The organism is Massilia niastensis DSM 21313 (assembly GCF_000382345.1).
GTDB lineage: Bacteria > Pseudomonadota > Gammaproteobacteria > Burkholderiales > Burkholderiaceae_D > Telluria > Telluria niastensis.
The window spans coordinates 1-13,398 of sequence record NZ_KB908109.1; the positions used below are offsets into that span (position 1 = coordinate 1).

Sequence of the window (13,398 nt, forward strand, 5' to 3'; positions counted from 1 at the left end):
AGTGGGAGTCCGGTTCCTCGGTACGTGGGCGTCCTCGCATGTCCAAGGCGGGCCCGGCGCATCTGCGCAAGCTTCTGTACATGCCTGCTGTTGTGGCCAGGCGCTGCAACCCACACATCAAAGCCCTGAACGACCGGCTGCTTGCCAAAGGCAAGTCCAAGATGGCGGCGATCGGTGCAGCAATGCGCAAACTGGCGCACCTGTGCTTCGGCGTTGTCCACTCCGGCAAGCCCTACGACCCAGAATTTGCGATGTAGGGCTTGACGGTGAAGACGGTATCTACCGGTAACTCGTCGTAGGATGGGCATGGGAATCAGTCCAGTGGACTGATTCCCGCCCACGCGTTCATGCGATTAACGCGGCGCCGTCTTGATCGAGATGTTATCGACCGCGACGTCGTAGGTGGTCCAACCATAGAACATGCCTGGCACGAAGGTCGTAAACGCGATCTCGTCGACACCGGCGAGGACGTCGGCAAAGGTGCGTCCCGGCGGCAGCGCGACCCCGCCGGATCCGGTGCCGCCCCAACCCGCAGGCAGGCTGGCGGCCTTGGTATCGGCGATCGTCACCGACATGCTCTTCCAGTTGCCTTTCTTGACAGGACCGAGGTTGTACCACACCGAGGTATAAGGCATGCCGTTGTAGGGATTGTCGTAGTCGCGCAGTTCGACCACCAGGTGACGCTCCACTTCGCGCCCCTGGTAGGTAATGGAATTGGCCTTCACGTCAATACCGATCGTGACCGAGCGGACCGTGCTGTAATCGCCGATCCAGGCCGTGTCCCTGTTGACCCAGTTCAGGCCGAAGGTGTCGGGGATATAGCTGTAATAAGCTGCGCCGTGCTTGCCAGGCGTACCACTGATCCACGACCCGCCTATCCCCTCGCCGACGCCGGCCCAGCCTTGCGTCCCATTCGAAAACGTCACCGTCGTACTGGCCGGTGCCGCCGAGGCTACCGCGGACACGATCGACAGCAGCAGCATCGCAAGCTTTTTCTTCATGGTATCTCCTTGTTTATTTGAGCACATTGGTTGTATGTACATGCCTGGAAGGCAAGTCATACTGCAAGCCGCTGGAAATAGTGTCAAATGTGCGAGAGTGAAATTTTGTAATGATATGTATTTCACAACATTACAAATTTTTAAAAGAATCTTTGCCTGGATTGCGCTAGCAGGAAACACAATAACTCGGCTTTTCACTCTTGTGGAAAGCCGGACAGAAGCGATCGGGACCGGTGGACCAGCCCGGTGCTCCCCCCGGTTGGCAGCACTTCAGGCCTTGCCACAGATCAGCACGAGTGCGCCACTTCCGCGTGTTTTCATAGTCGATAGTGGAGGACAGTGCTGCCGCTGCGGATGGGCCAAGCGCGACAATCCGCTTGCGCCATCGCGGCACCCAGCTCGATCAGTGCTTCCCTGCACCTTGACCGAAATGTTATCCACGGCCACGTCGTAGGTGGTCCAACCCTAGCCGGAGCCCGGCACGAAGGTCGTGAACACCACCTCGTCGACACCGGCGAGAACATCGGCGAACGTGCGTCCGGCTGGCAGCGCCGGATAGCCGCCACCGGTGCCGCCCCAGACTGCGGGCAGGCTTTTAGCCCTGGTATCGGCGATCGTTACCGACATGCTCTTCCAGCCGCCCTTCTTGATCGGGCCGAGGTCGTACCACACCGAGGTGTAATCGCTGCCTGGCTGCGGATTGTCGTTAGCGCGCAGTTCGACCACCATGTGGCGCCCCACTTCATGACCCTCGTAGACGATGGAGTTCGCCTTCACGTCGATGCCGATGGTGGCCGAGCGTACCTTGCTGTAATCGCCCACGAAGGCCATGTTGGTCCGGTTCACCCAGTTGAGGCCGAAGCTCAAGGGAATGTAGCGGTAGTAGGCCGCCCCGTGCTTTCCGGGTGTACCGCTGATCACGATCCGCCTACGCCATCGCCGATGCCTGCCCAGCCTTGCGTCCCATTCGAACACGTCACCGTCGCGTCGGCCGGCGCGGCCGAGGCCACGGCGGATGCGAGCGAGAGCAGTACCATTGCAAGTTCTTTCTTCATGAAATCTCCTCCTTGGTCATGTCGTTAGCCGCATGTACATACGACTGCCTCAAGGGCAGGTAATACTGCGAGTCGACGACAAGATATGTCAAACCAGGCCGGAATGAATTTTCCAATGACACTCATTCCTCATCATGAAAGAAATTCAGAAGAGTTAATAGAAAATTTTCGCTATATGAGAACGCAACATCCATCCTTTCCGAAATTTTAGAAAGACCTCGACATGAACGAGAAGGAGGGATCTGGGTGCTTCAGGTCTGCGCTGGCCTGAAGCACCGCATCGCCCGGACGCGGCGCTGCGGGCGCAGTGGGCCATGTGCGGCATGGCGTGATGGAAAGGAACAGACTGGGGGCGGCGCGGCTGGACCATGCACGGTGGATCGACTTGCGCCATGTGATGCGGGTGCGTCCCGGGCAGCAGCCGAGCCGCATTGCACGGCCGGGTTCAGTCGTCCTGCTCGGCCGTTTCGGTTCCCAGCAGCAGTTGCGCCGCCTCGTTCGGCAGCGCCTCGACCGACTTGAGCTTGCGCGCCATCTGGCGGCTGCGCACCTCGGCGCTCTCGATGTTGCGGGCGGCCTTTTCCAGGGTGGCCCTGGTGGTGGCGAGCACGTCGCCGAACTTGGTGAACTCGGTCTTCACCGCGCCCAGCACCTGCCACACTTCGGACGAGCGCTTCTCCAGCGCCAGGGTGCGGAAGCCCATCTGCAGGCTGTTGAGCAGGGCCGCCAGGGTGGAGGGGCCGGCGATCGTCACCCGCAGGCTGCGCTGCAGGTCGTCCGCCAGGCCCGGGCGCCGCATCACTTCCGCGTACAGGCCCTCGGTCGGCAGGAACAGGATCGCGAAGTCGGTGGTCTGCGGCGGCGACACGTACTTGTCGCAGATCGTGCGCGCCTCGCCGCGCACCGCGCGTTCGAGTTCGCCGCCGGCGCGCGCCACGCCCTCGGCGTCCGCGCAATCGGCCGCTTCCAGCAGGCGCTCGTACTGCTCCTTCGGGAACTTGGCGTCGATCGGCAGCCACAGAGGCGGACCGCCATCGACCACGCCCGGCAGCTTGATCGCGAACTCGACCCGCGCGTTGGAGCCGGCCACCGTCTCCACGTTCTTCGCATACTGGTCGACAGTGAGCACCTGCTCCAGCAGCATCTCGAGCTGCACTTCGCCCCAGGTGCCGCGGGTCTTGACGTTGGTGAGCACTCGCTTGAGGTCGCCGACCCCGATCGCCAGCTGCTGCATCTCGCCCAGGCCCTGGTGCACCTTCTCGAGCCGCTCCGACACCTGGCGGAAGGATTCGGTCAGGCGCGTCTCGAGGGTCGCATGGAGCTTTTCGTCGACCGTCTGGCGCATCTCCTCCAGGCGCTTGCCGTTGTCGCTCTGCAGGTCGCGGATCTTGGTCTCGAGCGTGCCGCGCACTTCCAGCATGCGCTGGGCGTTCGATTCGGTGAGGTTGGCCAGGGTCTGCTGGAGGGTGTCGGCGAAGCGCTTGAGCGCGCGCGCCTGCTCTTCGCGGCCGCTGGCCGAGTGCAGCTGCATCTGCTGGCGCATGCTGTCGAGCTGCTGGACGGTGGCGCCGTGGTATTGCGCCAGGTGCCCGGCCAGTTCCTGGCGCGTGGCCTGGGCGCTCGACTGCATTTCCAGGCGCAGCTCGCGCTCGACCCGTTCGAAATGGCGGCTGTCGTCGCCGCCGCGGGCGCGCAGCAGCACCGCCACTTGCAGGCCGGCGACCAGGACCAGGCCGGCGAGGAGCAGGATATCGATCATCGGGTTCAGTCGGCCTTGTTCCGCATCCAGTCGGCGGTGTGGTAGAACGACTGCATCAGCCGCAGGCGCAGCTCGTCGTCCCAGCCCAGGTCTTCCATCGCCCACGCCATCGCGCGCAGCCACTGGTCGCGCTCCTTGGTGCCGATCGCGAACGGCAGGTGGCGCGCGCGCAGGCGCGGATGGCCGTAGCGCTCGACGAACAGGTCGGGCCCGCCCATCCAGCCGGACAGGAACATGAACAGCTTGTCGCGCGAGCTGTCGTTGGGGATGGGGTGCATCGCGTGGATGCCGGCGAATTCCGGCTCCAGTTGCATCAGGTCGTAGAAGCGGTCGACCAGTTCGCGCAGCGGCTCGGCGCCGCCGATGACTTCGTAGAGGGTGCGGGTTTCGGATTCAGACATCCCGCCATGATAGCGCAGCCGCCGCGAGCCGTGGCCGCGGCGGCTGAAACTGTTGCGCTCCTGCCGTCAGGCTTCGCGCAGGGTCTGCAGCGGCGGCTGGCGCAGCACGCCGCGCAGCCCGAGCCAGCCGCCCGCGATCGCGCACAGCGCGCCCACCAGCAGCCCGGCCAGCCACACGCCGGGCTCGAACACCCATGGGAACTTGAACTGGTAAGTCGCCAGCCCCCAGCCCAGCGCCGCCGCGCCGCTGGCCGCCAGCAGGCCGGCCAGGCCGCCCACCAGCAGGAACTCGATGCGCTGCGCCTGCGCCAGCTGCTGCCTGGTCGCGCCCAGCGCCCGCAGCAGGCCGGCCTCGCGGGTGCGCTCCGACTGCGATCCCATCAGCGCCGCGTACAGCACCAGCACGCCCGAGGCCAGGGTGAACACGAACAGGAATTCGACCGCCGTCACCACCTGGTCCAGCACTTCCTGCAGCTGGCGGATGATGCCGGAGACGTCGATCACGGTCAGGTTCGGATAGGCGCGCGTCAGGCTGTTGGCCAGCTTCGCGCCCTCGGCCGGCAGGTGGAAGGCGGTCATGTAGGTGGTCGGCGCATCCTTCATCGCGCCCGGATTGATGATGACGAAGAAGTTGGCGCGCATCGAGCCCCATTCGAGCTTGCGCAGGCTGGTGATCTTCGCCTCCACCAGCAGGCCGGCCATGTCGAAGCGCATCGTGTCGCCCAGCTTCAGTCCCAGCGTGTCGGCGATGCCCTTCTCCACCGAGGCCTCGGCCACGCCGGGGGCGTCGCGGTACCAGCTGCCGGCCACGATCTCGTTCGCCTGCGGCAGGCTGGCGGTGGTGGACAGGTTGAATTCGCGGTTCGCGAGGCGGCGCGCCTGGTCGCTCTGGTAGGTGTCGCGCGTGAGCTCCTTGCCGTTGACGGCGGTGAGGCGCCCGCGGATCATCGGGTACAGCACCGGCGCCTTGACGCCGCCGCCCAGGAGCTGGCTTTCCACGCCTGCTTTTTGCTCGGGCAGGATGTTGATGATGAAGCGGTTCGGCGCGTCGGCCGGCGTGGCCAGGCGCCAGGCGGCCATCAGGTCGCCGCGCACCACCGTCAGCAGCAGCAGCGCCATCAGGCCCAGCGCCAGCGACACCACCTGCACCACGGTCGCGCCCGGGCGGCGCTGCAGCGAGGTGACGGCGAAGCGCCAGGACTGGTGCCTGAATGCCCCGCGCAGGCGGCGCAGCAGCAGCAGGCCGAGCCAGGCCACCAGCGCGAACACGCCGAAGCCGCCCAGGAAGCCGCCAGCAGTGATCAAGGCCAGTGTCGGGTCGCCCGCCTGCCACAGCAGCAGCGCGAGGAACACGCCGACGCCCAGGCCGTAGGTCGCCAGCGCGGCCGGCTGCGGCGCGGTCTGCTCGCGCCGGATCACGCGGTTGTGCGGGACGTTGCGCAGCTGGAGCACGGGCGGCAGCGCGAAGCCGACCAGCAGCAGCATGCCGGTGACGACGCCGTGCACGGCGGGCAGCATGGAGACCGGCGGCAGCTCGGTGCGGATCAGGGAGGCGATCATCTCGACCAGCACGAAGTGGGCGCCGAAGCCGACCAGCACGCCCAGCACGCTGCCGGCCAGGCCGACCAGCGCGAATTCGGTCAGGTACAGCGCGCCGACCTGGTTCTGGGTCAGGCCCAGGCAGCGCAGCATGGCGCAGGCGTCCAGGTGGCGCTGCATGAAGCGGCGCGCCGCCATCGCCACCGCGACCGCCGCCAGCATCGCCGACAGCAGGCCGACCAGCGACAGGAAGCGGTCGGCGCGGTCGAGCGTGGCCTGCATCTCGGGACGGCCGTTTTCCAGCGTCTCGATGCGCACGCCCTTGACGTTGCCGTCGCGGATCTGGGCGCGCAGCCATTTTTCATAGTCGCGTACCGGCGCCATGTCGTTGCGCGAAGGCGAAGCGACCTGCATGCGGAAGGTCACGCGCGCGAAATCGTCGACCAGGCCGGTGGCCTTCAGGTCGTCCAGCGCCAGCATCACGCGCGGCGCGAAGTTGGCGAACGAGGCGCCCTTGTCCGGTTCGGTGGCGATCAGCTGGGCGATGCGGAAGCGGCTGTTCCCCAGCTGGATCGTGCCGCCGACTGTCGTCTGCAGCGCCGGCAGCAGGTTGGCGTCGACCCAGACCGTGCCGGGTTCCGGCGTGGCCGTGGTCTTTTGTCCGATCGCGCCGCTCGCCTGGTCGGGATCCTGGGTGATGCTGAGCTGGCCGCGCAGCGGATAGCCCGGCGTCACCGCCTTGATCGAGGACAGCTGGGCCAGCGAGTCGTCGCCCTCGCCCGCCTGCGCCATGCTGGGGAAAGAAACGGTGTCGGCGATCAAGAGGCCGCGCCGCTGCGCTTCGAGGCGCCAGTCGGCGCGCACCGGGTCGTCGGCGTTGACCAGCAGGTCGGCGCCGAGCAGCTGGTGCGCGTCGCGGTTCAGGCCCGCGCGCATGCGGTCGATGAAGAAGCCGACCGAGGACAGCGCCGACACCGCCACGATCAGCGCCACCAGCAGGAAGCGCAGCTCGCCGGCGCGCCAGTCGCGCGCCGTCATGCGTAGAGCCTGGACGAACATGGCGGGTCCTTAGGCGTTGGCGAAGTAGGCGTCGACCTCGGCCAGCCAGGCGCGCTTGCGCTCCGGTTCGACGAAGGCGGCGGCGAAGCTGTTGCGCGCCAGCTGGCGCGCGTGGCGCGCGTCGAGCGGCAGCGCCTCGAACGCGGCGACGAAGTTCTGGTTGATGTAGCCGCCGAAATAGGCCGGATCGTCCGAGTTGACGGTCGCGGCCAGTCCTTCGTCGAGCAGGCGGCGCAGGTTGTGCGTGCCCATCACGTCGAACACGCGCAGCTTGATGTTCGACAGCGGGCAGACGGTCAGCGCCATCTGCTCGCGCGCCAGGCGCGCCACCAGTTCCGGGCTTTCCAGGCAGCGCACGCCGTGGTCGATGCGTTCCACGTTGAGGACGTCGAGCGCGCTCTCGATGTAGCTCGGCGGCCCCTCCTCGCCCGCGTGCGCGACCAGGTGCAGGCCGAGCTGGCGCGCGCGCTCGAACACGCGCGCGAATTTCTCGGGCGGATGGCCGACCTCGGACGAATCCAGGCCCACGCCGATGAACTTGTCGCGGAAGGGCAGCGATTCTTCCAGGGTGGCGATGGCTTCGTCCTCGGACAGGTGGCGCAGGAAGCACATGATCAGGCTGGCGCTGAGCGGGCCTTCCTGGCAGGCGCGCCAGATGCCGTTGATGACGGTCTCGAACGGCACGCCGCGCGCGGTGTGGGTCTGCGGATCGAAGAAGATCTCGGCATGGCGCACGTTGTCGGCATGGGCGCGCGCCAGGTAGGCGGCGGTCATGTCGTAGAAGTCCTGCTCGGTGAGCAGCACGCTCGCACCCGCGTAGTAAATATCCAGGAAGGACTGCAGATCGGTGAAATCGTAGGCCCGGCGCAACGCCTCGACCGATGGGTAGGGTAGTGCGACACCATTTCTTTGTGCGAGCACAAAGATCAATTCGGGTTCCAGCGAACCCTCGATATGAATGTGCAGTTCTGCTTTGGGCATACCCTGCACCAGGGTGCGCAGCCGATCGTCGAGCATGGTTTTCTCCGGCAAATGTCAGTTTGGTAGGACACGGCTGACAAGTGTAACGCATGCGCGCCGACCCCTTCCGTCAGAGTGAAAATGGGGGGTGTGCGCCTGCGATTCGCGTGCGCCACAGGTTGAGCAGATAGTGCAATATCGACTCACAATTTGTGGAATGGAACCAGCATGGCGGGGCCGGCGTCGGCCACGCAGGAATACCCGGATGCGGCGCTCCGGCATACCGTGGAAAACGCCGCTAAAATACTGCTTAAAAATGTAATTTCCTTATTCGATTCAAGTACTTGGAACCGCATTGCGAACTCACACGACACTGCTTTGACTTCGGGCACTAATAGGCACATAATAAATTTCATAAACGCAAATAAAGACGCTCTCCGCTGAGGGGCCCGGACACGATCCGGGACGACAAGAAGAATTCGCTCCGTGTATACGGCGCCCCATCCGGCGCCGCCCACGTCCGATCGACAAGGAGTACGCCACAACCAACCGGGGCCTGTGCAGCCGCAGATGGCTCGGCTGCCGTGACAGTGATCGTTGTTAGCACCTTAGAGGACACTAAAATGAGCATCTTTGAGAACTACGCCGCCCGCTACGAACGCACCCGGGAAGAGGAATACTCCATGTCGGAGTTCCTGCAACTGTGCAAGAAGGATCCGCTCACCTACGCCACTGCACCCGAACGCATGCTGGCCGCAATCGGTGAGCCGACCCTGGTCGATACCCGGCTCGACCCGCGCCTGTCGCGCATCTTCGCCAACAAGGTCATCAAGATCTATCCGGCCTTCCGCGAGTTCTACGGCATGGAGGAAGTGATCGAACAGGTCGTCTCCTACTTCCGCCACGCCGCCCAGGGGCTCGAGGAACGCAAGCAGATCCTGTACCTGCTCGGCCCGGTCGGCGGCGGCAAGTCGTCGATCGCCGAGAAGCTCAAGAGCCTGATGGAACACGTGCCCTTCTATGCGATCAAGGGCTCGCCGGTGAACGAATCGCCGCTCGGCCTGTTCAACGAACTGGAGGACGGCACCATCCTCGAGGAAGACTACGGCATCCCGCGCCGCTACCTGCGCGCGATCCCGAGTCCGTGGGCGGTCAAGCGCCTGCACGAGTTCGGCGGCGACATCAACAAGTTCCGCGTCGTCAGGCGCTATCCGTCGATCCTGAAGCAGGTCGCGATCTCCAAGACCGAGCCGGGCGACGAGAACAACCAGGACATCTCCTCGCTGGTCGGCAAGGTCGACATCCGCAAGCTCGAGGACTTCGCCCAGGACGACCCGGACGCCTACAGCTACTCCGGCGGCCTGTGCCTGGCCAACCAGGGCCTGATGGAATTCGTCGAGATGTTCAAGGCCCCGATCAAGGTCCTGCACCCGCTGCTCACCGCGACCCAGGAGGGCAACTACAAGGGCACGGAAGGCTTCGGCGCGATTCCTTTCGAGGGCATCGTGCTGGCGCACTCGAACGAGTCCGAATGGAAGACCTTCCGCAACAACCGCAACAACGAGGCCTTCCTCGACCGGATCTACATCGTCAAGGTGCCGTACTGCCTGCGCGTGACCGACGAGATCAAGATCTACGACAAGCTGCTGCGCAATTCGTCGCTGGACAAGGCGCCGTGCGCCCCGGGCACCCTGCGCATGATGGCCCAGTTCGCGATCCTGTCGCGCCTGAAGGATCCCGAGAACTCCAGCATCTATTCCAAGATGCTGGTGTACGACGGCGAGAACCTCAAGGACACCGACCCGAAAGCCAAGTCGCTGCACGAATACGTCGACTACGCCGGCGTGGACGAGGGCATGAACGGCCTGTCGACCCGCTTCGCGTTCAAGATCCTGTCGAAGGTGTTCAACTTCGACACGACCGAGGTGGCGGCCAACCCGGTGCACCTGCTGTACGTACTCGAACAGCAGATCGAGCGCGAGCAGTTCCCGCCCGAGACCGAACAGCGCTACTTCTCCTATATCAAGGAGCACCTGGCGCAGCGCTACGTCGACTTCATCGGCAAGGAGATCCAGACCGCCTACCTGGAAAGCTATTCCGAGTATGGCCAGAACATCTTCGACCGCTACGTTACCTTCGCCGACTTCTGGATCCAGGACCAGGAATTCCGCGATCCGGATACCGGCGAGAGTTTCGACCGCGAGTCGCTGAATTCCGAACTGGAGAAGATCGAGAAGCCGGCAGGCATCTCGAATCCGAAGGATTTCCGAAACGAAATCGTCAACTTCAGCCTGCGTGCGCGCGCCACCAATGCCGGCAAGAATCCGGCGTGGACCAGCTACGAGAAATTCCGTAGCGTGATCGAGAAGAAAATGTTCTCGAACACAGAAGAACTGCTGCCTGTGATTTCGTTCAATGCGAAAGCGAGCGCCGAGGATGCCAACAAGCATGCCGACTTCGTGGCCCGCATGGTCGAGAAAGGCTATACGCCGAAACAGGTGCGGCTCCTGTGCGAATGGTACCTGCGTGTGAGGAAATCCTCGTAAAGACACGCGCGGCGCCGGATACGGCGGGCCAGATCCCGTCCGTCCGGCGGCGCCGGCGGTCCCCTGCCCCCGCTCCCTGCCTGGCGGCCATGCCGCCGTGGTGCCGGCGCCAGGCATGGCCGGCCGCGGCGCGCGTCCCGTGCACGCCCAAATGCATAGCGTATTAAGATAGGGGTGTTACCGGCATCCCGGATGCCGGAGCGCCGGAGCGCCCAGCGCGCGATTTTCAGCAGGAGGCCTGTTTTGACTTACCTCATCGACCGTCGCTTGCAAGGCAAGAACAAGTCCGCGGTGAACCGCGAACGCTTCCTGCGCCGTTACAAGGCGCAGATCAAGGACGCGGTCGGCCGCGCAATCAAGGGTCGCTCGATCACCGACATCGAGAACGGCGAAAAGGTCTCCATTCCCGTCAAGGACGTGAACGAACCCCATTTCGGCCATGCCCACGGTGGCGTCTGGGAAACGGTCAACCCGGGCAATACCGAATACCAGAAAGGCGACCAGTTCAACCGTCCGCGCAGCGGCGGCGGCGGCTCCGGGCGCGGACGGGCAGGCAACAGCGACCAGACCACCGAAGACGACTTCATCTTCGAACTGTCGCGCGAAGAATTCATGAATTATTTCTTCGAGGACCTGGAGCTGCCGAACATGGTCAAGACGCAGCTGACCCAGACCGTCGAGTACAAGAACCAGCGCGCCGGCTACAACGTGTCCGGCACGCCCTCGAACATCCACGTGCTGCGCTCGCTGCGCGGCGCGCTCGGGCGCCGCATCGCGGTGGGCGGCCCGGCGCGGCGCCAGCTGGCCGAGGCCGAGGAAGAGCTCCAGTTCCTGCTCGACGCGGGCGCGCCCGCCGACGAGGAGCGCGTGGTCGAGCTGAAGGACCTGATCCACCACCTGCACATCCGGCTCAACGCGATCCCCTTCATCGATCCGTTCGACCTGCGCTACTCGAACCGCATCAAGGTGCCCAAGCCCAGCACCCAGGCCGTGATGTTCTGCATCATGGACGTGTCGGGCTCGATGGACGAAACCCGCAAGGACACGGCCAAGCGCTTCTTCATCCTGCTCTACCTGTTCCTCAAGCGTGTTTACGAAAAGATCGAAGTCGTCTTCATCCGCCACCACACGGCGGCGGCCGAGGTCGACGAGAACGAGTTCTTCCATTCGCGCGAGTCGGGCGGCACGGTGGTGTCGTCGGCGCTGAACCTGCTGCAGAAGATCCTTGCCGAACGCTACGGCAGCGCCGACTGGAACGCCTACGTGGCCCAGGCCTCGGACGGCGACAACTGGGACAACGATTCGGTACTGTGCAAGCAGCTGCTCAACAGCGGGATCATGCCGCGGGTCCAGTATTACACCTATGTCGAGATCACCGACGGCCCGCCCCAGAACCTGTGGGAGCAGTACTGCGACGTCGCGGCCCACCACCGCAACTTCGCGATGCAGAAAATCGTCACCCCGGCCGACATCTACCCGGTATTCCGGGAGCTGTTCAAGAAACAGGCGAAGTGAGCGGCCATGGGGAAATCAGGCTACAGTGAGGCACGCATGCCAAGAGATCCGAACAATCCGCGCGCCCTGCCCGAACAGTCGGAGTGGACCTTCGACCTGATCGAGCAGGCGCATGAGGAAATCAAACGGGTGGCCAAGCGCTACGGGCTGGACACCTACCCGAACCAGCTCGAGATCATCACCGCCGAGCAGATGATGGATGCCTATACCTCGGTGGGCATGCCGGTGTCGTACAACCACTGGTCGTTCGGCAAGCATTTCCTGACCACCGAGAAGAGCTACCGCCGCGGCCAGATGGGCCTGGCGTACGAGATCGTCATCAACTCGAATCCCTGCATCGCCTACCTGATGGAGGAGAACAGCCTGACGATGCAGGCGCTGGTGATCGCGCACGCCGCCTACGGCCACAATTCCTTCTTCAAAGGCAATTACCTGTTCCGCACCTGGACCGATGCCGACGCCATCGTCGACTACATGGTGTTTGCCAAGAACTACATCGCCGAATGCGAACAGCGCTACGGGATCGACGCGGTCGAGGAATTGCTCGACTCCTGCCATGCGCTGCAAAACTATGGCGTGGACCGCTACAAGCGCCCGGCCAAGCTGTCGGTGGCCCAGGAAACGGCGCGCCAGAAGGAACGCGCGGAATACGCGCAGTCGCAGGTGAATGCCTTGTGGCGCACCCTGCCGCGCCATGAGGAACAGGTCGCCAACGCCCCGACCCACCGCTTCCCGCCCGAACCCGAGGAGAACCTGCTCTACTTCATCGAGAAGTACGCCCCCCTGCTCGAACCCTGGCAGCGCGAACTGGTCCGGATCACGCGCAAGATCTCGCAGTACTTCTATCCGCAGCGCCAGACCCAGGTCATGAACGAGGGCTGGGCCACCTTCTGGCACTACACGATCTTGCAGGATCTATATAAAGAGGGAATCGTCGGCGACGGTTTCATGCTCGAATTCCTGCAAAGCCACACCAATGTCGTGTATCAGCCAGCGGCCACCAGCCCCTACTACAGCGGGATCAACCCGTATGCGCTCGGCTTTGCGATGATGACCGACATCCGGCGCATCTGCGAAGACCCGACCGAGGAAGACCGCGCCTGGTTCCCCGACATTGCCGGCAGCGACTGGCTCAAGACCCTGGACTTCGCGATGCGCAATTTCAAGGACGAGAGCTTCATCGCCCAGTACCTGTCGCCCAAGCTGATCCGCGACTTCCATTTCTTCGCCGTGCTCGACGACGACCGCAGCGACAAGCTGACGATCTCGGCCATCCACGACGACCAGGGCTACCGCTACGTGCGCCAGAAGCTGGCCGAGCAGTACAACCTGGGCAGCCGCGAGCCGAACATCCAGGTCTGGCAGGTCAATACACGCGACGACCGGGCGCTGACCCTGCGCCATACCCAGTTCAACCGGCGTCCGCTGAACCAGCAGGCCCAGGAGGTGCTCAAGCATGTGGCGCGCCTGTGGGGCTTCGATGTCCGCCTCGAAACGGTCGACCCCAGCGGCCACGTCGTCAGCTTCCTCGAGTGCCGCCGCGAAAAGCGCGGCCGCTGACCC

General features: G+C 64.2%; 11 protein-coding genes. 4 read left to right on the plus strand and 7 right to left on the minus strand.

What is annotated here, in order from left to right:
• Nucleotides 1-257, plus strand: a 257-nt coding sequence (locus H162_RS0118635) for a transposase (protein ID WP_156885691.1), incomplete at its 5' end; no start/stop codon positions are given.
• Between the two features lie 96 nt (nt 258-353).
• Here H162_RS0118635 and H162_RS0118640 read toward each other — a convergent pair.
• The 7 genes from H162_RS0118640 to H162_RS0118670 all read right to left on the minus strand — a co-directional run bounded on the left by H162_RS0118640 (nt 354) and on the right by H162_RS0118670 (nt 7,831).
• Nucleotides 354-1,001, minus strand: a complete 648-nt coding sequence (locus H162_RS0118640) for a hypothetical protein (RefSeq protein WP_020655010.1) — start codon at nt 999-1,001, stop codon at nt 354-356.
• A 465-nt stretch (nt 1,002-1,466) separates the two neighbouring features.
• Nucleotides 1,467-1,922: a hypothetical protein gene (locus tag H162_RS32765; RefSeq protein ID WP_156885692.1), complete on the minus strand. Its 456-nt coding sequence runs from the start codon at nt 1,920-1,922 to the stop codon at nt 1,467-1,469.
• Nucleotides 1,919-2,056, minus strand: coding sequence for a hypothetical protein (locus H162_RS34155; RefSeq protein WP_156885693.1), 138 nt, complete (start codon nt 2,054-2,056; stop codon nt 1,919-1,921). The genes H162_RS32765 and H162_RS34155 overlap by 4 nt, the downstream gene beginning before the upstream one ends.
• 445 nt (nt 2,057-2,501) lie before the next feature.
• Entirely contained in the window at nt 2,502-3,815 is a 1,314-nt protein-coding gene (locus tag H162_RS0118655; protein ID WP_020655012.1) for a DNA recombination protein RmuC, read from the minus strand.
• A 5-nt stretch (nt 3,816-3,820) separates the two neighbouring features.
• Complete coding sequence (locus H162_RS0118660) at nt 3,821-4,216, minus strand: group II truncated hemoglobin (protein ID WP_020655013.1); 396 nt, start codon at nt 4,214-4,216, stop codon at nt 3,821-3,823.
• A 66-nt stretch (nt 4,217-4,282) separates the two neighbouring features.
• A complete protein-coding gene (locus H162_RS0118665) occupies nt 4,283-6,814 on the minus strand; it encodes an ABC transporter permease (RefSeq protein ID WP_026354815.1) in 2,532 nt (843 codons plus the stop codon).
• Nucleotides 6,815-6,823: 9 nt separating this feature from the next.
• A complete protein-coding gene (locus H162_RS0118670; protein WP_020655015.1) occupies nt 6,824-7,831 on the minus strand; it encodes an adenosine deaminase in 1,008 nt (335 codons plus the stop codon).
• Between the two features lie 566 nt (nt 7,832-8,397).
• On the opposite strand from H162_RS0118670, the gene H162_RS0118675 reads away from it, so the two are divergent.
• The 3 genes from H162_RS0118675 (at nt 8,398) to H162_RS0118685 (ending at nt 13,395) form a co-directional block, all read left to right on the plus strand.
• The gene (locus H162_RS0118675) at nt 8,398-10,320 is read left to right on the plus strand and encodes a PrkA family serine protein kinase (protein ID WP_020655016.1); all 1,923 of its coding nucleotides are present in this window, start codon (nt 8,398-8,400) and stop codon (nt 10,318-10,320) included.
• A 243-nt stretch (nt 10,321-10,563) separates the two neighbouring features.
• Nucleotides 10,564-11,835: a YeaH/YhbH family protein gene (locus H162_RS0118680; protein WP_020655017.1), complete on the plus strand. Its 1,272-nt coding sequence runs from the start codon at nt 10,564-10,566 to the stop codon at nt 11,833-11,835.
• 36 nt (nt 11,836-11,871) lie between these two features.
• Entirely contained in the window at nt 11,872-13,395 is a 1,524-nt protein-coding gene (locus tag H162_RS0118685) for a SpoVR family protein (RefSeq protein WP_020655018.1), read from the plus strand.
• Nucleotides 13,396-13,398: the final 3 nt, after the last annotated feature.